Source organism: Noviherbaspirillum sp., assembly GCF_035627455.1.
Lineage (GTDB): Bacteria > Pseudomonadota > Gammaproteobacteria > Burkholderiales > Burkholderiaceae_D > Noviherbaspirillum.
On the sequence record NZ_DASPLS010000007.1, the window covers coordinates 1 to 21486 of the forward strand.

17 protein-coding genes are annotated in these 21486 nt (G+C 66.5%); 8 read left to right on the forward strand and 9 right to left on the reverse strand.

Features of this window, described 5'->3' with window-relative positions; genetic code table 11:
- Nucleotides 1–35: 35 nt before the first annotated feature.
- Entirely contained in the window at nt 36–1001 is a 966-nt protein-coding gene (puuE, locus tag VEC01_RS00805) for an allantoinase PuuE (protein ID WP_324897788.1), read from the reverse strand.
- A 132-nt stretch (nt 1002–1133) separates the two neighbouring features.
- Nucleotides 1134–2069 (reverse strand): LysR substrate-binding domain-containing protein, encoded by a 936-nt coding sequence (locus VEC01_RS00810; RefSeq protein WP_324897790.1) that lies wholly within the window; start codon nt 2067–2069, stop codon nt 1134–1136.
- 244 nt (nt 2070–2313) lie between these two features.
- Here VEC01_RS00810 and VEC01_RS00815 point away from each other — a divergent pair, with 244 nt between their 5' ends.
- Both VEC01_RS00815 and VEC01_RS00820 read left to right on the forward strand, forming a co-directional pair.
- Nucleotides 2314–3516, forward strand: a complete 1203-nt coding sequence (locus tag VEC01_RS00815) for a urate hydroxylase PuuD (protein WP_324897792.1) — start codon at nt 2314–2316, stop codon at nt 3514–3516.
- Between the two features lie 79 nt (nt 3517–3595).
- Nucleotides 3596–5221, forward strand: coding sequence for an aromatic amino acid ammonia-lyase (locus tag VEC01_RS00820; RefSeq protein ID WP_324897794.1), 1626 nt, complete (start codon nt 3596–3598; stop codon nt 5219–5221).
- A 23-nt stretch (nt 5222–5244) separates the two neighbouring features.
- On the opposite strand, the gene VEC01_RS00825 is transcribed toward VEC01_RS00820, so the two are convergent.
- Both VEC01_RS00825 and VEC01_RS00830 read right to left on the reverse strand, forming a co-directional pair.
- On the reverse strand, nt 5245–5952 hold the full coding sequence (locus tag VEC01_RS00825) for an intradiol ring-cleavage dioxygenase (protein ID WP_324897796.1): 708 nt from the start codon (nt 5950–5952) through the stop codon (nt 5245–5247).
- A gap of 52 nt (nt 5953–6004) precedes the next feature.
- A complete protein-coding gene (locus VEC01_RS00830) occupies nt 6005–6496 on the reverse strand; it encodes a hypothetical protein (RefSeq protein ID WP_324897798.1) in 492 nt (163 codons plus the stop codon).
- A gap of 112 nt (nt 6497–6608) precedes the next feature.
- On the opposite strand from VEC01_RS00830, the gene VEC01_RS00835 reads away from it, so the two are divergent.
- The 4 genes from VEC01_RS00835 (at nt 6609) to VEC01_RS00850 (ending at nt 11721) form a co-directional block, all read left to right on the forward strand.
- On the forward strand, nt 6609–7883 hold the full coding sequence (locus VEC01_RS00835) for an SDR family oxidoreductase (protein ID WP_324897800.1): 1275 nt from the start codon (nt 6609–6611) through the stop codon (nt 7881–7883).
- Nucleotides 7883–8347 (forward strand): DUF2269 domain-containing protein, encoded by a 465-nt coding sequence (locus VEC01_RS00840; protein WP_324897802.1) that lies wholly within the window; start codon nt 7883–7885, stop codon nt 8345–8347. Before VEC01_RS00835 ends, VEC01_RS00840 begins: the two co-directional genes overlap by 1 nt.
- An 86-nt stretch (nt 8348–8433) precedes the next feature.
- Entirely contained in the window at nt 8434–11238 is a 2805-nt protein-coding gene (locus tag VEC01_RS00845; protein WP_324897803.1) for an ATP-binding protein, read from the forward strand.
- Nucleotides 11239–11247: 9 nt separating this feature from the next.
- A complete protein-coding gene (locus VEC01_RS00850) occupies nt 11248–11721 on the forward strand; it encodes a hypothetical protein (RefSeq protein ID WP_324897805.1) in 474 nt (157 codons plus the stop codon).
- A 171-nt stretch (nt 11722–11892) separates the two neighbouring features.
- On the opposite strand, the gene VEC01_RS00855 is transcribed toward VEC01_RS00850, so the two are convergent.
- The 5 genes from VEC01_RS00855 to xdhA all read right to left on the reverse strand — a co-directional run bounded on the left by VEC01_RS00855 (nt 11893) and on the right by xdhA (nt 19459).
- Complete coding sequence (locus tag VEC01_RS00855; RefSeq protein ID WP_324897807.1) at nt 11893–12954, reverse strand: porin; 1062 nt, start codon at nt 12952–12954, stop codon at nt 11893–11895.
- 191 nt (nt 12955–13145) lie between these two features.
- On the reverse strand, nt 13146–14474 hold the full coding sequence (gene guaD, locus VEC01_RS00860; RefSeq protein ID WP_324897809.1) for a guanine deaminase: 1329 nt from the start codon (nt 14472–14474) through the stop codon (nt 13146–13148).
- Between the two features lie 81 nt (nt 14475–14555).
- Nucleotides 14556–15617, reverse strand: coding sequence for a xanthine dehydrogenase accessory protein XdhC (gene xdhC, locus VEC01_RS00865; protein WP_324897811.1), 1062 nt, complete (start codon nt 15615–15617; stop codon nt 14556–14558).
- Between the two features lie 15 nt (nt 15618–15632).
- Entirely contained in the window at nt 15633–17975 is a 2343-nt protein-coding gene (gene xdhB / locus VEC01_RS00870; RefSeq protein ID WP_324897813.1) for a xanthine dehydrogenase molybdopterin binding subunit, read from the reverse strand.
- Nucleotides 17972–19459: a xanthine dehydrogenase small subunit gene (gene xdhA / locus VEC01_RS00875; protein ID WP_324897815.1), complete on the reverse strand. Its 1488-nt coding sequence runs from the start codon at nt 19457–19459 to the stop codon at nt 17972–17974. The genes xdhB and xdhA overlap by 4 nt, the downstream gene beginning before the upstream one ends.
- Before the next feature lie 170 nt (nt 19460–19629).
- Between xdhA and uraH the strand changes: the two genes are divergently transcribed.
- Together uraH and VEC01_RS00885 are read left to right on the forward strand one after the other, a co-directional pair.
- Nucleotides 19630–19983 carry a hydroxyisourate hydrolase gene (uraH, locus tag VEC01_RS00880; RefSeq protein WP_324897817.1) on the forward strand — a complete coding sequence of 118 codons (354 nt, stop codon included), beginning with the start codon at nt 19630–19632 and terminating at the stop codon, nt 19981–19983.
- A 277-nt stretch (nt 19984–20260) separates the two neighbouring features.
- Nucleotides 20261–21394 carry an aminotransferase class V-fold PLP-dependent enzyme gene (locus VEC01_RS00885; protein WP_324897819.1) on the forward strand — a complete coding sequence of 378 codons (1134 nt, stop codon included), beginning with the start codon at nt 20261–20263 and terminating at the stop codon, nt 21392–21394.
- The last annotated feature ends 92 nt before the right edge of the window (nt 21395–21486 follow it).

The following is a 21486-nucleotide window of genomic DNA, read 5'->3' on the forward strand; positions in this document are numbered from 1 at the left end:
GGGCGCGCACACGTTCAGCTGTTCCAGCGTGACGCTCATGGCCGGGCCTCCTCATGGGGATGGGTCGCGCGCCAGTGCTCGGCGATGTCGATGCGGCGCGTGACCCACACCTTGTCATGCGACTGCACGTAGTCGAGGAAGCGCGCCAGCGCGGCCGCGCGCCCCGGCCGCCCGGCCAGGCGGCAGTGCAGGCCGACCGACATCATCTTCGGCCGGTCGAGCCCGGCCGGATCGCCTTCCGCGTACAGCACGTCGAACGCATCCTTCAGGTAGTCGAAGAACTGGGTGCCGGAATTGAATCCCTGCATCGCGGCAAAGCGCATGTCGTTCGCGTCCAGCGTATACGGCACCACCAGGTGCGGCTTCGCTTCCTGCCGGCCGTCCGGGCCGCTGATGTCGACCCGGGTCCAGAACGGCAGGTCGTCGCCGTAGTAGTCTGCATCGTAGGCAAAGCCGCCGTGCTCGACCACCAGGCGGCGGGTGTTGGGCGAGTCGCGGCCGGTGTACCAGCCGAGCGGCGCGGCGCCGGTCATCTCGCGGATGATCTGCACCGCCTCATGCATGTGCGCGCGTTCAGTCGCTTCGTCGATATGCTGGTAGCTGATCCAGCGCAGCCCGTGGCAGGCGATCTCGTGGCCGAGCTCGCGGAAGGCGGCCACCGCCTCCGGATGGCGCCTGAGCGCCATCGACACGCCGAACACCGTGAGCGGCAGCTTCCTGTCCTCGAACAGCCGCAACAGACGCCAAAGCCCGGCGCGCGAGCCGTATTCGTAGATCGATTCCATGCTCATGTGCCGCATGTTGAACGCCTGCGCGCCGATGATTTCGGACAGGAAGGTCTCGGACGCGGGGTCGCCGTGCAGCACGCTGTTTTCTGCGCCTTCCTCGTAGTTCAGGACGAATTGCACCGCGATGCGGGCGCCGCCCGGCCATTTCGCATGCGGCGGATTGCGGCCGTAGCCGGCCAGGTCGCGCGGGTAGTTGTGGTAGGTGTCGGTCACGCTTTGCCTGCTATTCTGTTGTCGTTGCGGAGTGCGATGTCCGATAGTAAAACGGCATCGCCGGCGCGATATATGGAATCGCTGATACCCGGGTTCAGCAGGGCGATATAGGGCGACGCCCGACGCCGCAGCCTATTTCGACAATGCCCTGGCGGTGGCGGAGATCAGTTCCCGCAGCCACTTGTGCTCCGGCGCATGGTGCACCCGTTCATGCCAGAGCTGGTAGAACTGCATGGTCGGAAACGGGATCGGCACGTTAAAGATCTTCAGCGGCAGGTTCTTTTCATAGAAGCGCATGAACTGGCGGCCGGTGGTCAGCACCAGGTCGGTGCGCGTAAGCATGTAGGGGATCAGGCCGAAATACGCCGACTCCGCGACCACGTTGCGGCACAGGTTCTGCTTTGCAAGGAAGGATTCGATCACGCCGCTGTAGCCGGGAAGCATCTGCGACGGCGCCACATGCGGCAGAGCCAGGTAGTCTTCCACCGTCATCTGGTGCGCGCCGGTGCGCAGCGCATACGCGCAGTCCGCGCGCATGATGCACGCGATCTCGTCCTCGAACAGCTTGGACATGTGCAGGTGCTCCGGCGGCTCGTCCCAGTTGGCGATCACGATGTCGAGTTCACCGTCCGACAGCAGCTTCAGGTAATCGCTTTGCGCGCCCATGCCGTGGATCACAGCGCGGCTCTTCGGCGACTCGCGCCGCAATGCGGCGACGATGTTGGGCAGGAACTGGCTGTCGAGGTAATCGGGGGCGGCGATGTGAAAGGTGCGCGCTTCATGCTGCGGGGAAAAGGCCGCTTTGTGCGAAAACAGCTTCTCGGTCTCGTCCAGGATGCGCTTGGCCGGCAGCAGCAGGCTCTCGCCATGCTGGGTCGGCACCATGCCGCGCGCGCCGCGCACCAGCAGCGGGTCGCCGGTCAGTTCGCGCAGCTTGCGCAGCGATGCCGAGATCGACGGCTGCGGCTGGTTCAGCTTGAGCGCGACGCGCGAGACATTCTTTTCCGACAGCAACAGATACAGGATGCGTATCAGATGAATATCCAGATGATCCGGCAGGCCCGACATTCCGTCCTCTATATCGTTATTGGTATGTAAAATATACTGGATGCCCGATGTTCCGGGTCAGAAAAAAGTCTATCTTTTAACAGTCTTGCATCATAGCGGCCGGCGCGCGTCTTTCGCAAACGCCGTCGCATGGAAAACCGGGTCGCAGCGGAGCTTTCAACAGGTTCGCGACCGCAAGGGAAACCCTTCCCCCCTCGTCTGAAGCGCCCGCGGAGGCAGACGAGCTTCTGTCTGTAAGGAATCTATGGAAGCTTTGTTGCTCAATTACGGCGTCGAATGGCTCAACCTGCTGGTCCGCTGGCTGCACCTGATCACCGGCATCGCCTGGATCGGCGCTTCCTTCTACTTCGTCTGGCTGGACAACTCGATCAGGCCGCCCAGGCCGGGTTCCGACCTGGAAAAGGCGGGCGTGGCGGGCGAACTGTGGGCGGTGCACGGCGGCGGCTTCTACAACCCGCAAAAGTATCTCGTCGCGCCGAAGCAGCTGCCGGATGAACTGCACTGGTTCAAATGGGAAGCGTACAGCACCTGGCTGTCCGGTTTCGCGCTGTTGTGCCTGGTCTACTACGTCAATCCGTCGGCGATGATGATCGACCGCGCGGTGGCCGACCTGACGCCGCTGCAGGCGGTCGGTATCGGCATCGGCACGCTGGTGATCGGCTGGACCGTCTACGACCTGCTGTGCAAGTCGCCGCTCGGACAGCGCGACGGCCTGCTCGGGATCGTGATGTACCTGCTGATCGTGGCCGCCGCGTGGGCGCTGGCCAGGCTGCTCGGCGGACGCGCCGCCTACATCCATGTGGGCGCGATGATCGGCACCATCATGGTCGCCAATGTGCTGATGCAGATCATTCCCGGCCAGCGCAAGATGGTGGAGGCGATGAAGGCCGGCAAGTCGCCTGACCCCATCTACGGCAAGCGCGCCAAGCAGCGCAGCGTGCACAACAATTACTTCACGCTGCCGGTGCTGTTCATCATGATCAGCAACCACTACGCGATGACCTACAACCATCCGTACAACTGGCTGATCCTGGCGGGAATCATGGCGGCCGGCGTGCTGATCCGGCATTTCTTCAACCTCAGGCACAAGGGCCGGATCGCGATCGGCTATCCGGCGGCGGGCATGGCGCTGCTACTGGTGGTGGCGGTTGCGATCGCGCCGAAGCCGGCCGCGCGCGGCGGCGGCGCGGCGGTCGACATGGCGCAGGTGCAGGCGGTGGTCGAACAGCGCTGCGTATCCTGCCACGCCGACCAGCCGACCCATCCCGGTTTCGCGGCGGCGCCCTCGGGCGTGATGCTGCAGACGCCGGAACTGCTGAAGCAGCATGCGGAGCGGGTGTACCGGCAGGTGGTGCAGCTCAAATCAATGCCGATCGGGAACCTGACGAACATGACGGAAGAAGAAAGGGCGCTGATCGCGCGCTGGTACGAGGCAGGGGCGAAATAGCACCCGCCCGACGGATACAACGGATGCTGCATGCCGTCCACCGGCATGCACGCAAGGAAACGGAATTCACGGAAAAACCATGACCACCATACTGATTGACGGTTTCACCCTCGGCGCGGAACAGGTGATCGCGATCGCGCGCGACCCGGGCGTGCAGGTCGGCCTGGCGCCATCCTCGCGCGACGCGCTCAGGCAAAGCCGCGACTACATCGAAGCCACCTGGATGCACGACGAAGCGCCGATGATGTACAGCTTCAACACCGGCGTCGGCCTGCTGAAGGATACACGCATCAAGGTCGAGCACATCGAACTGTTCCAGACGCAGCTGATCAAGGCGCACGCGGCCGGCCTCGGCGAGCCGTTTTCGGAAGAGGTGAGCCGCGCCACCATGCTGCTGCGCGCCAATGCCTTTGCCAGCAATTATTCCGCGCCGCGCGTCGAGGTGGTGGACCGGCTGCTGGCCTTCCTCAATGCCGGCATTCACCCGGTGATGCCGCAGAAGGGATCGGTCGGCGCCTCCGGCGACCTTGCGCCGCTGTCCTATCTTGCGGCGGCCATTGCCGGCTTCGACGAGGCGGAAGTGATGTACCGGGGCCGGCGCATGCGCGCGCCGGAAGCGATCGCGGAAGCGAACATCGGCCCGGTGAAGTTCGACCTGAAGGCCAAGGATGCGTCGGCGCTGATCAACGGCTGCACCGTGTCTCTCGCGGTCGCGGTGCTGGCCGCGCACGATGCCCGCAACCTGCTGGCCGACGCCTGCCTGTCGCTCGGGCTGACGCTGGAGGCGATGCGCGCCGAAATGTCGGCGTACGACGAGCGCATCCACCTGGCGCGCCCGCATGCCGGCCAGATCAAGACCGCGGCGGTGATCCGCAGGCTGCTGCAGGGATCGACCCGCACCACGCACGAGGCGCGCGCGGTGCAGTTCCCGGAAGAGCTGCGCCGCGCCGACGTTCCGTACACGCCGCGCATCCAGGACGTGTATTCGCTGCGCTGCGCGCCACAGGTCTACGGGCCGGTATTCGATGCGCTCGACTACATCGATACCATCGTCCATCGCGAGATCAATTCCGCGACCGACAACCCGCTGATCTTCGGCAAGGACGGCGGCGGCTTCGAGATCATTTCCGGTGGCAATTTCCACGGCCAGTACCTGGCGCAGGCGATGGACCTGCTGGCGATCGCGGTGGCGGACCTCGGCAGCATCTGCGAGCGCCGCATCAACCGCCTGATCGATCCGACGCTGTCCTGGGGACTGCCGCGCAACCTGATGAGCGGCATCCGCGGCGTCAACACCGGCTATCCGGTGGTGCAATGCTCGATGACCGCGCTGGTGATGGAAAACCGCACGCTGTGCATGCCGGGCAGCGTCGACAGCGTGCCGGCCAAGGGCAACAGTGAAGACCATGTATCCAATTCCACCTGGTGCGCGCGCAAGGCGGCGACAGTGGTCGCCAACACGCAATACATCGTCGGGGTCGAGATGCTGTTCGCGGCGCAGGCATTGACGATGACCGAGTCCCTGCTGCCGGGCTTCGTGCTCGGGCAGGGCACGCAGGCGGCGTACGAGGAAATCCGGCGCCAGATCCCGGCCTGCCTGGACGGCGACCGCTGGTTCCATGACGACATCGCGGCCGCGCGCGCTTTCGTGATGACGGGGTCGGTGCGGGCGGCGGTGGAGAAGCGGATCGGCGCGTTCGTGTAGCGGCGGCCGGTCCGGCGATCCTTTCAGGCGAGCGCGACGCCGACGTCGAAGCTCGCCATATATCCGCCATCGGAAGTGGGCTTCGGGTCGAGCAGCAGTTGCGTGCCGCCGTTGCGGAACAGGCCGTCGCTTTCATTCCTGGTGCCACGGCCGCGCGTCCGTTCATACGGCGAGCGCGCATGCACCCGTTCAGTCAGCGCATTCGGGAAGTAGAGCTGGGAACTGAATTCGCGGCCCTGCAGCAGGTCGCTGCGCACCTTGAAGTGGACGTGCACCGCCCGTCCCGGATACCAGCCGGGGTAGATGGTGAAAAAGCGCACGGCGCCCGCGGCATCCGTGGTCTGGTAACCGCGCAGGAACTTGCGGCCGCGGGTCTGGAAACCGCTATCCGTCGCATCCGAATAGGCGCCCGAGGCATCGCAATGCCACAGGTCGACGACGGCGCCCGCCAGCGGCGCGCAATTGCCGGGCGTGACCGCGAGCACGCGCAGCGACAGCGCCAGCGGCACGCCCGGCTTGACCGAGCCATCGGACGGATCGCCGCGGATGTCGGACCGGTCCAGCCGCACATCCGAAAAATACGGACCCTCCATCTGCTCGGGCGTCAGGATGCAGGCAGGCCTGGGCGCGGCCAGCTGCGACGACGCCGGGCCGGCGACGAGGGCCGCACCGAGCGCCAGCAGGGCATCGCGCCGGCTGACGCCGGTTTTCGGAACGGGTTTGCGGTTCATGCGCATAGTGTAGTCCGCCGGCGCCGCTGACGCCCGCCGCCGCGTTAAAAATCTACTGCAGCAGCTTGTCGTCGCGACCTTTCCTGCCGGCAGCCATGCCGCGCACCAGCAGGCCGGCGCCGAACGCGGCGTACACCAGGAACAGTGAAGGCGAGGACAGGCGCTTCTCGAATCCCGGCGTCAGCCGTCGCGGCGTCAGGTTGTAGTCGACGAAGCAGGCCAGCGCCGCAACCGCGGCCGCGCCGGCGACCGCAGGCCGGACTTCGCGCCGTTCCGCGCTTTCTCCAAACCATTTTTCGTACAGCACCGCCCATAGCGTGGCCGACACATGGTGGATCGCATAGCCGACCGCGGTATAGCGGCCGCTCGGCTCGTCATGCCGCGCCGCGCGGTCGCCCCAGATCCAGTGGCTGGTCGCGTTCGTCGGCGCATACGGCGAGTCGTTTTCCTGCTCGCCGCGCGCGCTCAGCACCGCGGTCGACAACACACTGCCGACGCTGCCCGAAATGGCGCCGTCGCGGATGGCTTGCGGCCAGGTTTTCATGCTTCCTCCATGCAAGTCGAGAGTGACTGAACCAGCAGTCGTGATAACAGGTCGTAACGTTGTCAATTGTGATGCGTAAAGTGAAGGCCAGGTTCCCTGGAAAGGATGCGTTGTGGTCGTTTTGCTGACAGGAGCGAGCGGATTCATAGGAAGCCGGCTGGCCGCGGCGCTGGCCGCGGCCGGGCACGAGGTCGTGTGCGCGGTGCGCGATCCCGGGCGGGCGCACGACGCCCGCTTTCGTTACGTGCAGGCGGATTTTTTGCGTGACACGACGCCGCAGGCTTGGCGGCCGCGGCTGGACGGGGTGGATGTGGTCGTCAATGCGGTCGGCATCATCCGCGAGCAGGGCGCGCAGACCTTCGCGCGCCTGCACGAGGAAGCGCCGCGCGCGCTGTTCCAGGCCTGCGCCGACGCCGGCGTGCGGCAGGTGGTCCAGATCTCGGCGCTCGGCGCCGACGCCCAGGCGCAAAGCCGCTATCACCTGTCGAAGAAGCGGGCCGATGATTTCCTGGCGGCGCTGCCGCTGCGCTCGGTGATCGTGCAGCCGTCGCTGGTGTTCGGCGCCGGCGGCGCCAGCGCCGCGCTGTTTACGATGCTGGCCAGCCTGCCGCTGATCGCGCTGCCGGGAAACGGCGAACAGCAGATCCAGCCGGTGCATGTCGACGACCTGGTGGCGGCGATCGTCGCGCTGCTGCACCACCCGCTGCCGCCCGGGACCCGGGTGGCGCTGGCCGGCCCGCGCGCGATCTCGTTGCGCGCTTTCCTGGCGAGCCTGCGCGAGGCGATGGACCTGGGGAAAGCCCGGTTTCTCCCGATGCCGCTGCCACTGGTGCGCGCCGCGGCTGCTGCCGGCAAGCTGTTGCCCGCAAGCCTGCTCGATCCCGAGACCCTGCAGATGCTGGAACGCGGCAACACGGCCGACCCGGTGCAGATCACCGCCTTGCTCGGGCGGCCGCCGCGCGCCCCACGCGACTTTGTCGCCGGCAGCGGCGCGCGCAGCGTTCGCCTTCAGGCGCAGCTAGCCTGGCTGCTGCCGATGTTGCGCCTGAGCATTGCCCTGGTCTGGATCGTCACCGGCATCGTGTCCCTCGGCCTGTACCCGGTGCAGGACAGTTATGCCTTGCTGGCGCGGGTCGGCATCACCGGCGTGCTGGCGCCATTGATGCTGTACGGCGCCGCGCTGCTCGATCTCGTCTTCGGGATCGCCACGCTGCTGCTGCGCCGCCGCCGGCTGCTGTGGTACGCGCAGCTGGCGGTGATCCTGTTCTATACCGCGATCATCAGCTGGCGGCTGCCGGAATTCTGGCTGCATCCGTACGGACCGCTGCTCAAGAACCTGCCGATGCTGGCCGCGATCTGGCTGCTGCTGGAAGTGGAGGAACGCTGATGGATTACGTCACCGTGAAATGGCTGCACATCATGTCGTCGACTTTCCTGTTCGGCACCGGCGTCGGCTCCGCCTTCTACCTGCTGGTTACCTCGCTCACGCGCGACGTGCGCGCGGTGGCGGTGGTGTCGCGCCAGGTGGTGCTGGCCGACTGGCTGTTTACCACCACCACCGCGGTGATCCAGCCCTTGACCGGGTACTGGCTGATTCGCCTCGCCGGTTTCCCTCTGACCAGCCGGTGGCTCTCCTGGTCGATCATGCTGTACGTGCTGGCGATTGCCTGCTGGCTGCCGGTGGTCTGGCTGCAGATGCGCCTGCGCGACGTGGCGTGCGACGCGGACCGGGCACAAGCGCCGCTTCCCGCCCTGTACTGGCGCTATTTCTGGATCTGGGTCGTGCTTGGCATTCCGGCCTTTTTTGCGTTCGTGACGGTGTTCTACCTGATGGTGGCCAAGCCGACCTGATGCCGGCAAACGGAATCCACACGGGACCGGGCAGCCGCAGCGGTCTTGCGGTAGACTTTTTCTTCGAATAACTCTGCGAGAAGCTGATGGCCGCCTCCCTAGCCGAGCGCTCCGCCTTCATCCGGTATGCGGTTACCGCGGCCGTGATTGCAGTGGCGGTGGCGCTGCACTGGGCGATCCAGCCCCTGGTGGGATCGCGCATTCCCTTCCTGTTTTTCCTCCCGGCACTGCTGCTGACGGCAATGCTTGTCGGCCGCGGACCGGCGGTGATCGTGCTGGTTGCCGGCGTCGTCAACGCCATGTTCCTGCTGCCGCCGGTCGGCAACCCGCTGATCGTGATTCCGGAAGACCGCGTCGCAATCGCTGCCTACCTCGCGGTCGGGACGCTGCTGGTGTTCGCCGGCACCTACTTCGGCGCGGCGGACCGGCGCGCGCGCGACGCGGAGCGCCGGCTCGCGCTGGCACAGGAAAACACCGGCGTCGGCCTGTTCGAGATCGATCTCGGCGCGCGCTCCATGTTCGCGTCGGCCACCTTGCGCAAGCTGTTCGGACGCGACCCGCAGGGCGGCGATTTCCGCGCCCAGATGCCGCTCGATGACTGGAACGCGTTACTGCGCCCGGAGGAATTGCGCGAGGCGCGCGCGGTCCTCAAGCGCAAGGTGGCCGAAGGCGCCGAGGGTTATGAGACCGAGCACCGTGTCACGCTGCCCGACGGCAGCGAGCGCTCGCTGTTCACCAAGATCCATATCGAGCGCGATGCCGCCGGCAGGGCGGCGCGCCTGCGCGGCGCCTCGGTCGACATTACCGAAAGCAAGCGGGTGCGGGAACTGCTCGAGAAAACCCAGGGCGAGCTGACGCAGCAGGTCGCGGACTTGCGCCGCCTGCATGAGTTGAGCAGCCGGCTGCTGGAAATCGGCGACCTGCGCAGCCAGTTGCGTGCCATTCTCGATGCGCTGGCCGCCTTCCATGGCTGCGGCCAGGGGCTGGTGTCCTTGTATGACGAGCAAAAGGATGCGCTGACGCTCGAAGCGAGCGTCGGCTTTTCCGCCGCCGCGCTGCGGCAGCTGGCGCGCGTGGCTCCAGGCGACGGCGCGTGCGGACTGGCGTTCGGCAGCAGCCGGCGCACCGTGGTCGAGGATACCGAAAGCGATCCGGCCTTCCTGGCGTGGCGCGGCATCGCGCGCCAGGAAAATTTCCGTGCGGTGCATAGCACGCCGTTGATCAGCGCCGAGGGCAGGGTGATCGGGGTCATTTCCGTGCATTTCCGCCAGCCGCGCCGGCCAGACGAGCGCGAAACCCGGCTGGCCGACATCTGCGCGCGCAAGGCGGCGGTGTTCGTCGAGCGCGCCCGGGCGCGCGACGTCGCGCACGAGAGCGAGCAGCGCTTCCGCGTCGCACTGGAGTCGTCGGCGATTCCGTTCACGGTCCTGGCACCGGTGCGGGACGAGGGCGGAACCATCGTCGATTTCCAGTGGCTGTACATGAACAATGCCGGCGCAACCGTGCTCCGGCAGGACGCCGCCGCGCTGGCCGGGCGGCGCGTGCTCGACGTGCTGCCCGGGCACTGGGACCCGCCGGGGCTGCTGGACCATTACGTGACCGCAGCGGAAACCGGACGGACGCAGGAATTCGAGGCGCATTCCGAGGCGAGCGGCGCCGGGGTCTGGTACCACGTCATCATTTCGCCGATGCGGGACGCGCTGGCGGTCTGGTTCGCCGACATTACCGAACGCAAGCAAAACGAACAGGCGCTGCGCGACGCGGACCGCCGCAAGGATGAATTCCTTGCCACCCTCGCGCACGAGCTGCGCAACCCGCTGGCGCCGATCCGGCAGGCGGCGATGATTTCCAAGGCGCCGGGCGCGACCGAAGCGCAGAAGAGCTGGAGCCATGACGTGATCGAGCGCCAGGTGGCGCACATGGCCCTGCTGCTGGATGACCTGCTCGACGTGTCGAGGATCACGCGCGGCATGCTGCAGCTGCGCAAGGCGCGCACCGACCTGTGCGCGGTCGTCAATGCGGCGATCGAAACCGCGCGGCCGCTGATCGATGCCCGGCAGCACAGGCTGCTGGTCGACCTGCCGCCGTATCCGGTCCAGTTCGAGGCCGATCAGCTGCGCGTGGCGCAGGTGGTTGCCAACCTGCTGACCAATGCGGCGAAATACACCGACAACGGCGGCGTCATCCGCCTGGCGGCGGAGGCTCGGGGCGAGGAAGTGACGATCACCGTCAGCGACAACGGCATCGGCCTGCGCGAGGATGCGCTGTCGGAAATCTTCAAGATGTTCAACCAGGTGCGCGCGACGCAGGACCGTTCGAATGGCGGGCTCGGAATCGGCCTCGCGCTGGCGCGGGGACTGGTCGAGCTGCACGGCGGCAGCATCGACGCCGCCAGCGCCGGCCCCGGGCGGGGCAGCAGTTTTACGGTGCGCCTGCCGGTGCGTGCGGACCTGCGCGCCGCGGACGCCGGCGTGGTGGTGCCGGTGCGTTCCACTGTGAAGCGCCGGGTGCTGGTGGTCGACGACAACCGGGATGCGGCCGATACGCTGGCCGAATTCCTGCAGCTCGAGGGACATGAGGTCAGGGTCGCGTATGACGGCGAGGCCGGTCTCGCGCAGTTCGCCGCCTTCCGGCCCGACACCGCGCTGCTCGACATCGGCATGCCGCGCCTGAACGGCAACGAGGTCGCGCGCCATATCCGGGGGCTGCCGGAGGGCGCCGGCGCGATGCTGATCGCGGTCACCGGCTGGGGCCAGGACAAGGACAAGCAGCGCGCGCAGGAAGCCGGATTCGACCATCACCTCACCAAGCCGATCGACCTGCACCGGCTGGCCCTGCTCCTGACGGAACCGTCGGCGGCGGTATTGGCGGAAGCCGCGCGTCACGCTTAGAATGCCTGGATGACGAATTTCTACACGATACGCACCGACATCTGGCTCATGTCGCTGCCAAGCGACTGGGAAGAGCGGCGCACCCCCGACGGCAAGTCGCTGTACTTCGAGTGCAAGGACGGCACCAAGGGCCTCTATATCGCCACCTGGAGCCTGTCCGAAGACGACGGCCGCAGCGCGGAAGACATCGCCGGATCGTTCAAGACGGCGGACCTGAAGGCGCTCGATGCGATGGAGGGCTATGCATGGAAGATCGTCGAGCAGGTCAACCGGGGCTCCGGGCAAGCCTGCGTCGCGATCACCGACTGCCTCGCCGCGGAAAAGTGCTATCGGTCGCTCGGCAAGATCCTCGCGATGCCGCCGGTGGTGGTCAAGGCATCCTTCCACGACTATGCCTGCGTCGACTATGCGGCGTCGCAGGCCTACTTTGCGCCGATCGTCGATTCGCTGCGGTTCTACGTGCCGGGGGAAGAGGCGGGCTAGTCGAGCTCAGGCGGGCGCTCAACGATAGAGGCCGCGACCCGCGCAAAAAGAAAGCCCGGCGATTAGCCGGGCTCACGCATCAATCGATCTTCATCGATCAATTCCGCGGCGCGGGCTTGTGGCACGCGCTGCGAAGCGGGCGCCGCTGTCGCGTGCGCCCGAATCAAGTCATCAGAAGCGGTGGCGGACACCGACGCCGAAGCTGTTGCCGTTGTTGGTGCCGGTGATGCGGTCGTTCATGTACACCGCGTACACATCGGTGCGCTTGGACAGGTCATAGTCGTAGCCGACCGACGCCGTGTTGCGCTTCTGGTCCGGGCCGAATGCCGTGCCTTCACGCTTGGTCTGCGCCCAGGCGGCCTGGATCTTGCCCTGGCCCATCGGCACCGTGGCGCCCAGCGACAGGGTCTGGTCTTCGACGTCGATGTTGTGCGAGGTCTGGCCGTAGGTGGCGAACAGCTTCACCGCCTTCAGGTCGTAGCTGCCGCCGACCATCCATGCCTTCTGGCGGCTGGCGGCAAATGCCACCGGCGTGCCGACGGTATTGGTCGGGTTGTTCACTTCCACCGTGTGGTAGAAGGCGGTCAGCGCGAGCGGACCGTTGAAGTACAGCGCGTTGGCGCCGATGTTGTTGACGCCGCTGCGGCCGGGGATCTCGCCGAGCTGGTAGTGGATGTTCGCGGTCAGGCCGCCGAAGTTCGGCGTCGTGTAGCGGATCGAGTTGCTCCAGCCGGTGTCGCCGGCGACCGAATTGCCCCAGCCGGATGCATTGAACAGCGGCACATCTGCGTGCAGGATCAGCGGTGCGAAGGTGTACGAATCGCCGAACGGGTTGAACAGGATGGTCGGCAGGAAGTGCGGCGCCAGTTCGCGGCCGAAGGAGAGCGCGCCGAAGCCGCCGGACAGGCCGACGTTGGCGTCGCGCGACCACATCGTGTCGCCGGGGAAGCGGCCTTGCACGCCGCTGTCCGCCTGGAAGAAGCTGGTCAGCAGGAAGTTGGCCTTGAGGCCGCCGCCGAGGTCTTCCGAACCCTTGAAGCCGAACCAGGAGGTGGTCATGCCGCCGCTGTTGACGACCGCGCGGCTGCGCGCGTCGCCGGCATTGCGCATGGAACCGGCATAGGCGTCGACCAGGCCGCTGACCGTGACATTGGTCTGCGCCATCGCCGGCGCGGCGGCTGCGGCGGCAACAACGGCGGCCAGCAGGGCTTGTTTCAGGTGTTTTTGTTGCATGACATCTCCTGTTGCAATGCAGTTAAAAATAACCAGGTTGCCGCTCGGTCTTTCCTTCCAGGCGCTTGGCAATCCTCTGTTTCCAGTCGGCAGCCATTCTACTTTTCCCAACTAATCTTGCGAATTAGAAATTCTGAGAAAACTCAAGAACTTGACCTAGGTCAATCTTTTAATTGCATGTATTGCAACGCTTATTCATGCTCTCCGGCTCGCGAATGGACCTGCTTTCCTCCGCTGTAAGTGGCTTCCACGCTACGGTCGTCGCCCAGCAGCGCAAGCGCGAACAGCAGTTCTTCCAGGCTTTCGCTGCGCCCCGTGCGCCGCGCGAGCAGCGGCGTCGCCTGTGGATCCAAAACAACAAAATCGGCTTCGACGCCCGGCAGGAAGTTGCCGATCGTCCCTTCCAGCTGCATGCTGCGCGCGCCGCCCAGCGTGGCCAGGTAGAACATGCGCAGCGCCGGCAGGTAGGTGCCGCCCATGCGCGCGACCTTGTACACCGCATTCATCGTCTGCAGCATCGAAAAGGACGTGCCGCCGCCGACGTCGGTCGCCAGCGACAGCGGCACCCGTGCCGCATCCGCCTTCGCGAAATCGAACAGCCCGCTGCCGAGGAACAGGTTGGAGGTCGGGCAGATGGAGGCCGCCGCCTGGGTCTCGTGCATGCGCGCGCGGTCGTGGTCGTCGAGCCAGATGCAGTGCGCGAACATCGCGCGCGGGCGCATCATGCCGTACCCGTCGTATACGTCGAGATAGCTGCGCGCATCGGGGAACAGCGACTTCACCCATGCGACTTCGTCGGTGTTTTCCGCGACATGGGTCTGCAGGAAGGCGTCCGGATGGGCGGATGCGAGTTCGCCGGCAAGTTGCAGCTGCGCCTCGCTGGAAGTGGGCGCAAAGCGCGGCGTGATCGCATACAGCTGGCGGCCGCGCTTGTGCCACTTGCGGATCAGCGCTTCACTGTCGCGCACGCCGCCCTCGGCGCTGTCGCGCAGGAATTCCGGGCAGTGCCGGTCCATCAGGATCTTGCCGGCCACCATGCGCAGGCCGCGCGCTTCGCTCTCGGCGAAGAAGGCGTCGACCGATTCCGGATGCACGGTGCAGTAGACCATCGCAGTTGTGGTGCCGCAGCGCAGCAGCTCGTCAAGGAAAAAGCGCGCCACCTCGCGCGCATGCGCCGGGTCGCCGAACCGGCTCTCCACCGGGAAGGTGTAGTTTTCCAGCCACGGCAGCAGGCCGGGCGCCGGCGACGCGATCATGTCGACCTGGGGATAGTGGATGTGGGTGTCGATGAAGCCGGGGACGATCAGGCGGCCGCGGTAGTCATGCAGCACGGCGTCTTGCGGCAGGCTCGCGGCCAGCTGCGCGTAGTCGCCCGCCGCCTTCACCCGGCCGTCCTCGACGATCAGCAGGCCGTCTTCATGCCACGCATGGGCGTTCCCGTCGAAGGCGGGGTCGGCGGTGAAGTGCAGCACGCCGGCGCGGTAGGCCTGGCAGCGTGGGGAGACAGAATCCAAACTCATGTATTGCTTTCGTTCGTATATTTCAGGAATTTCATCGTGCCGGCAGCCATGCGCCGCGCAGTGTCCGTTTTGCGGGGCACCTTACAGGCCGACCGGATTGCCAATCCGCCGTGCGCCCTGATTGGACAGGGCAAGCGCGCGCGGCTGCTTTGCTTCCTGTTCCCAGACCTGCAGCAGCTGCGCGCACACCGATGCGGCGATCACCGCCGGCGCCTTGCCGGCTATGCCCGGCAGGCCGATCGGGCATACCATCCGGGCCAGCCGCTCCGGCGCCACGCCGCGCTCGCGCAGGCGATGCTCGAAATGCATGCGCTTGGTTTTCGAGCCGATCAGGCCGAACCAGCCGGCATCCTCGCGCTTGAGGATTGCTTCCGCCAGCCGCTGGTCGAGCGCGTGGCTGTGCGTCATCACGAGGTAGCTGGCGCCGGCCGGCGCCGCCGCCGCCAGCGCTTCCGGCGTGTCGGTTGCTTCCAGCGTGACGTTGGCGGGCACCGCATCCGGAAACAATTCCTCGCGTTCGTCGATCCAGGTTACGTGGCAGGGCAGCTCGGTCAGCGCGCGCACGATCGCCGCGCCGACATGGCCGGCGCCGAACAGCAGCAGTTGCGCGCGCCAGGCGAGGCAGGGGTCGACCAGCCAGCGGCCGCCGCCGGGATCGCGCAGCAGGTGGCAGCCGCAGGCGCGGTCGAATCCGGCTAGCGGCACCGGCAGTGTCCCGGCGAGCACCGCGCCGCCAGCGTCGGTCAATGCCGGCGCAAGATCCGCATCCAGCGCAACCACGCGCCAGCTGTCTTCGCGCCGCTGGCGGCGCCCGGCGAGCAGCTCGACATGGCCGCGCTGCACCGCATCGATATGTTCGAACGCCAGTTGCACCACGCCGCCGCAGCATTGGCCGAGGCTGGGGCCGAGCGCGAAGCGCTCCAGCCGCCGCCCGCCGTCCGCCGTCAGCATCTGGCGCGCGATTTCGCAGGCGCGCAGTTCGAGATGGCCGCCGCCGATGGTATCAAACGCCGCATCCCGCGTGACCAGCATTTTCGCGCCGGCTTCGCGCGGGCCGGAGCCGTCGACCGACGCTACGGTGACCAGCACCGCGGGGGTGCCGGCGGCGAGCGCGGTCCGGAGGGCGGCGAGCCAGTCGTTCATGTCATGTTCCGGGTGTCAGGCGGCGCGCACCGCGTCGACCGCGTTCAGGATCGCTTCGCAGGTCGCGGGGGCGTCCAGCGGCGGATTGCGCCGGTAATCCGCGACGCTGGCAATCGCATCGCGGATCGCGAAGAACACCGAGAACGACAGCAGCAGCGGCGGTTCGCCGACTGCCTTGGAGCGGTGGATGCTGTCGGCCGGATTGCTGTTGTTAAACAGTTTCACCCGGAAGTCGCGCGGGCAATCGGAAATCGCCGGAATCTTATAGGTCGACGGCGCATGCGTCATCAGCCGGCCAGCCTGGTTCCACCACAATTCCTCGGTGGTCAGCCAGCCCATGCCCTGGATGAAGCCGCCTTCCACCTGGCCGATGTCGATTGCCGGGTTGAGTGAGCTGCCGGCGTCGTACAGCACGTCGGCGCGCAGCAGCTTCCATTCGCCGGTCAGGGTGTCGACCACCACTTCCGACACCGCGGCCCCATACGCGAAGTAGAAAAAGGGATTGCCGGACATTGTTGCCGCGTCCCAGTGCAGGCCGGGCGTGGCATAGAAGCCGTCCGACCACAGCTGCACGCGCGCGTTGTAGGCGCGGCGCACGAATGCGGGGAAGGGTTCCGGACTGCCGTCGATATACACCTGGTTGTCGGCGAAGCGGATCGCGGCCGGATCGACCTTCCATGCCTGCGCGGCGAACGCGGTCAGCCGTTCGCGGATCTGGCGCGCCGCGTCCTGCGCCGCCTTGCCGTTCAGGTCGGCGCCGGTGGATGCCGCGGTCGCCGACGTGTTCGCGACCTTGCTGGTATCGGTGGCCGACACCCGCACCTGCGACAGGTCGAGCCCGAGTTCATGCGCGACCACCTGCGCCACCTTGGTGTTGACGCCCTGGCCCATCTCGGTGCCGCCATGGTTCACCAGCACCGACCCGTCCACATACACGTGCACCAGCGCGCCGGCCTGGTTCAGGTGCGTCAGGTTGAACGCGATGCCGAACTTGACCGGCGTCAGCGCAATCCCTTTCTTCAGCACCGGGCTGCCCGCATTGAAGGCGCGCAGCTGCGCGCGGCGGCGGCGGTAGTCGCTGTCGGCCTCCAGTTGCGCGACCAGCTCGTGGATCACGTTGTCGGTCACCTTCTGGCCGTATTGCGTGATGTTGCGGCCCTCGGCATCGCTGCGGCCGTAGAAGTTGAGCTTGCGCACGTCCAGCGCATCCTTGCCGAGATTGCGCGCGATCTCGTCGATCACATACTCGATCGCGATGGCGCCCTGCGGCCCGCCGAAGCCGCGGAACGCGGTATTGGACTGGGTGTGGGTCTTGCCGCACAGCGCGAGGATGTCGACGTCGGACAGGTAATAGGCATTGTCGAAATGGCAGACCGCGCGCGTGGCGACCGGCCCGGACAGGTCGGCGGAATAGCCGGCGCGCGCCGTCATCTCGATGCGCGCGGCGAGGATGCGGCCGTCGTCGTCGTAGCCGACTTCGTATTCGTAATGGAAGTCGTGGCGCTTGCCGGTCACCAGCATGTCGTCGTCGCGGTCGGCACGCAGCTTGACCGGGCGCTTCAGCCGGTAGGCGGCGATGGCCGCCGCCGCCGCCCACAGCGCCGACTGCGATTCCTTGCCGCCGAAGCCGCCGCCCATGCGCCTGCATTCCACCACCACATGGTGCGAATGCAGGCCGAGCGCGTGCGCAACCACATGCTGCATTTCCGACGGATGCTGGGTCGAGCAATACACCAGCATGCCGCGGTCTTCCTTCGGCAGCGCATAGGACACCTGGCCCTCGAGGTAAAACTGTTCCTGGCCGCCGACCAGCAGCTCACCCCTGACCCGGTGCGGCGCGCGTTCGAACGCGGCACGCACGTCGCCGCGCTTGAGGCGCATCGGCGGCAGCACCAGCGACTGCGCCTGCTTCGCTTCCCGCGCGGTCAGGATCGCCGGCAGCTCTTCATAGTCCACCCTGGCCAGCCGCGCCGCGCGGCGCGCGTTGTCATGGCTGTCGGCGACCACCAGGAACAGCGGCTGGCCGACATACTGCACCAGCCCGTCGGCGAGGATGGGATCGTCATGCAGGATCGGGCCGCAGTCGTTGGTGCCGGGAATGTCGGCGGCGGTGAGCACGGCGACCACGCCGCGCGCGTTCTTCACCCCGGACACATCGATCGACCTGATCCTCGCATGCGCCTTCTGCGACAGGCCGAGCGCCGCGTGCAGCGTGCCCTGCAGTTCCGGGATGTCGTCGGTGTAGGTCGCTTCACCCAGCACATGCAGCAGCGCCGACTCGTGCGGATGCGGCTTGCCGACCTGGGTCCAGTCCGGCGCGGTCGCGCTGTGCAGGAAATTCTCGGTCTGCTTGTTCATGGCTGGCCCTCCGTGCTGGTACAGGCAAACGCATTGAGCGCGGCCGGCGGCAGCGGCGCGTCCGGCCGCGTCTCCAGCCAGAAGCGGCGCAGCAGGTTCTGCGCCGCCTTCATCCGGTAGGCGGCGGATGCGCGCATGTCGGTAAGCGGCGCGTAATCGTCGGCCAGCGCCGCGAGCGCGTCGGCGAGCGCCGCTTCGTTCCATTCGCGCCCCGCGAGCGCGGCTTCGGCCTTCGGCGCGCGGCGCGAGGTGGCCGCCATGCCGCCGAACGCGATCCGCGCGTCGCGGATAGTGTTGCCGTCAAGCGTGAGCGCGAATGCGGCGCACACCGCCGAGATATCCTGGTCGAAGCGCTTGGACAGCTTGTAGGTGCGCAAGCGCAGGCCGGGACGCGGCAGCGGCACGCGCACCGCTTCCAGGAATTCGCCGGGGCGCAAGTCCTTTTTCTGGTAATCGAGATAGAAGGCTTCCAGCGGCAGGCGGCGCTGTCCGTCCTTGCCATGCAGCACGATCTCGGCACCGAGCGCGATCAGCCACGGCGCGGAGTCGCCGATCGGCGAGCCATTGGCGATGTTGCCGATCAGCGTGCCGGCATTGCGCACCGGTAGCGATGCAAAGCGCTGGCGCAGTTCCGACAGTTCCTGCGGATAGTGGCGGCATGCGGCGCGGTAGGCGTCCTCGAGCGTGACTGCGGCGCCGATCTGCAGCCAGCCGTCCGCTTCGTCGATGCGCTGCAGCTCGGCAACCTCGTTCAGGTAGATGACGTCGCCGAGCTCGCGCATCTGCTTGGTGACCCACAGGCCGACGTCGGTGGAGCCGGACAACAGCGTCGCGTCCGGATTGCCGGCGCGCAGTTGCACCAGCTGTTCCAGCGTGCGCGGCACATGGAAGGCGCGGCCTTCGCAAGTGTAAGTGAGCGGCTCGCCGCGCCGGATCGATTGCAGCGATGCGGCCAGCGCGGCGCGGTCGAAGGCGACGCGCGGCAGCTCGAACATGCGCTGCGCGGCGTCGATGATGGGGCGGTAACCGGTGCAGCGGCACAGGTTGCCCGACAGCGCGTCGTCGATGTCGGCGCGCTGCGGCCGCTGCCGGCCGTCTTCCTGCGCCAGGTAAAGCCCCCACAGCGACATCACGAAGCCCGGGGTGCAGAAGCCGCACTGCGAGCCGTGGCATTCCACCATCGCCTGCTGCACCGGATGCAGGCTGCCGTCCGGCTGCTTCAGGTCTTCCACGGTAAACAGTGCCTTGCCATCCAGCGCGGGCAGGAACTGGATGCAGGAATTGACCGCCTTCAGCGCGACGGTGTCGCCCTTGAGCTCGCCGATCACCACGGTGCAGGCGCCGCAGTCGCCTTCGGCGCAACCCTCCTTGGTGCCGGTGCAATGCCGGTCCTCGCGCAGATGCTGCAGGATGGTGCGCGTGGTCGCTGCGTCGCTGACGGTATGGAGTTCGCCGCGATGAAGGTAACGTATGGGCTCGGACATGCTGTTTCCGCCTCGACGGTCGGTATGACTCTGATTCTCGCATCATGCAAGAAGCACGCGTGCGCGTCTGCGGGCGACGCAAATAATCGGTATATAGGCAACCTTATAACGTTTTGCGTTGTCTCGCCAATACAGTGGGTATCATTGCGCATCGGTTAACGGAGACGGCAATGGGAAAACTGAGCACGCACGTACTGGATGTCACGCTGGGCAAGCCCGGCGCGGGCGTCATGGTGGAACTGTATGCGGTGGAAGCGACCGCGCGCACGCTGCTGTGCAGCACCGTCACCAACCAGGACGGGCGCTGCGATGCACCGTTGCTGCAGGGCGAGGACATGCGCGCCGGCCAGTATGAACTGGTGTTCGCGGCCGGCGATTACTTTGCCGCGCGCGGCGTGCAACTGCCGGAGCCGCGTTTCCTCGACCGCGTGATCATCGCTTTCGGCATTGCCGACCCGACCCAGAATTACCATGTGCCGCTGGTGATGTCGCCGTGGTCGTATTCGACCTATCGCGGCAGCTAGAGCGGTTTGTCAACGCATGAAAGAGGCCGATCTCGGGCCTGCGATGCTCACCGTACCTCACGTACGGTTGCGCTTCTCGACCCGACCCCGGCGCTCTTGCATGCGCTGTCAAACCGCTCCAAGTGCAAGCTGGCTGCATCAAGGATTTGCGAACCCGGGGCGCGGTTTCGTCCGAGCTCCAGTAGAATCGACCCTGTTTGCAATATCGCATCGGCTGCTTGCCAAACGGCAAATGCAGGCCGGTCCCGGAATTTCTCACCTATTGATGGAGGCGCGAGTGCCAGGTTTGTTACCCCACGTCGATCCCGACGGGCTTCTCGAATATTCGGTCGTCTATACCGACCGCGCGGTCAACCACATGTCGCAGCTGTTCCAGGACACGATGCGGGATGTGTCGGCGACCCTGAAAAAAGTCTACGGCGCAAAGTCCGCGATCGTCGTTCCCGGCAGCGGCACCTTCGGCATGGAAGCGGTCGCGCGGCAGTTTGCGACCAACAAGAAATGCCTGGTGATCCGCAACGGCTGGTTCAGCTACCGCTGGACCCAGATCCTCGAAATGGGCGGCATCACGCCCCACTGCAGCGTCATGAAGGCGCGTCCGGTGGAGCAGGGCAGCCAGGCGGCTTTCGCACCGGCGCCGATCGAGGAAGTGGTGGCGGCGATCCGCGAAACCAAACCCGACCTGGTGTTCGCGCCGCACGTCGAAACCGCTTCCGGCATGATCCTGCCCGACGACTACCTGCGCCAGGTGGCCGACGCGGTGCATGCGGCCGGCGGCATGTTCGTGCTCGACTGCATCGCCTCCGGCGCGATCTGGGTGGACATGCAGGCGCTCGGCATCGACATCGTGGTCAGCGCGCCGCAGAAGGGCTGGAGCGCATCGCCCTGCTGCGGGCTGGTGATGCTCGGCGCCGCCGCGCGCGAGCGCATCGACGGCACCACCAGCACGAGCTTTGCCTGCGACCTGAAAAAATGGCTGCAGATCATGGAAGCCTACGAAGGCGGCAGCTTCGCCTACCACGCGACGATGCCGACCGACGGCCTGATCGTGCTGCGCAAGGTGATGCAGGAGATGGATGCGTACGGCTTCGACAAGATCCGCGCCGAACAGCAGGAACTCGGCGACCGCGTGCGGGCGCTGCTCGAGAGCCGGGGCATCAGGAGCGTCGCCGCCGGCGGCTTCAAGGCGCCGGGCGTGGTGGTCAGCTATACCGGCGACGACGGCATCAAGTCGGGCAAGAAGTTCGCCGACGCTGGCCTGCAGGTGGCGGCGGGCGTGCCGCTGCAGTGCGACGAACCGGCAGATTTCAAGACCTTCCGCATCGGCCTGTTCGGCCTGGACAAGCTGCACAATATCGAGCGGACCGTGGCGAACCTGGAAAAGGCGCTCGACCAGGTCGGGGCGGGCTGACAACCTGCGCGCCGCATCAGCGTCGAATTAGCGCCGCGAGCCGGCGAATGAAGAGAAGCCCACGGCATCGAAACGATGCGTGGGCTTTTTTG

Excerpts from the sequence above, each read along its gene's own strand:
- guaD (WP_324897809.1), bottom strand. The coding sequence starts at position 14,474 with ATGAGTTTGGATTCTGTCTCCCCACGCTGCCAGGCCTACCGCGCCGGC.
- xdhC (WP_324897811.1), bottom strand. The coding sequence starts at position 15,617 with ATGAACGACTGGCTCGCCGCCCTCCGGACCGCGCTCGCCGCCGGCACC.
- VEC01_RS00845 (WP_324897803.1), top strand. The coding sequence starts at position 8,434 with ATGGCCGCCTCCCTAGCCGAGCGCTCCGCCTTCATCCGGTATGCGGTT.
- VEC01_RS00840 (WP_324897802.1), top strand. The coding sequence starts at position 7,883 with ATGGATTACGTCACCGTGAAATGGCTGCACATCATGTCGTCGACTTTC.
- VEC01_RS00825 (WP_324897796.1), bottom strand. The coding sequence starts at position 5,952 with ATGAACCGCAAACCCGTTCCGAAAACCGGCGTCAGCCGGCGCGATGCC.
- xdhA (WP_324897815.1), bottom strand. The coding sequence starts at position 19,459 with ATGTCCGAGCCCATACGTTACCTTCATCGCGGCGAACTCCATACCGTC.
- VEC01_RS00850 (WP_324897805.1), top strand. The coding sequence starts at position 11,248 with ATGACGAATTTCTACACGATACGCACCGACATCTGGCTCATGTCGCTG.
- xdhB (WP_324897813.1), bottom strand. The coding sequence starts at position 17,975 with ATGAACAAGCAGACCGAGAATTTCCTGCACAGCGCGACCGCGCCGGAC.
- VEC01_RS00810 (WP_324897790.1), bottom strand. The coding sequence starts at position 2,069 with ATGTCGGGCCTGCCGGATCATCTGGATATTCATCTGATACGCATCCTG.
- VEC01_RS00820 (WP_324897794.1), top strand. The coding sequence starts at position 3,596 with ATGACCACCATACTGATTGACGGTTTCACCCTCGGCGCGGAACAGGTG.
- VEC01_RS00855 (WP_324897807.1), bottom strand. The coding sequence starts at position 12,954 with ATGCAACAAAAACACCTGAAACAAGCCCTGCTGGCCGCCGTTGTTGCC.
- VEC01_RS00830 (WP_324897798.1), bottom strand. The coding sequence starts at position 6,496 with ATGAAAACCTGGCCGCAAGCCATCCGCGACGGCGCCATTTCGGGCAGC.
- VEC01_RS00815 (WP_324897792.1), top strand. The coding sequence starts at position 2,314 with ATGGAAGCTTTGTTGCTCAATTACGGCGTCGAATGGCTCAACCTGCTG.
- uraH (WP_324897817.1), top strand. The coding sequence starts at position 19,630 with ATGGGAAAACTGAGCACGCACGTACTGGATGTCACGCTGGGCAAGCCC.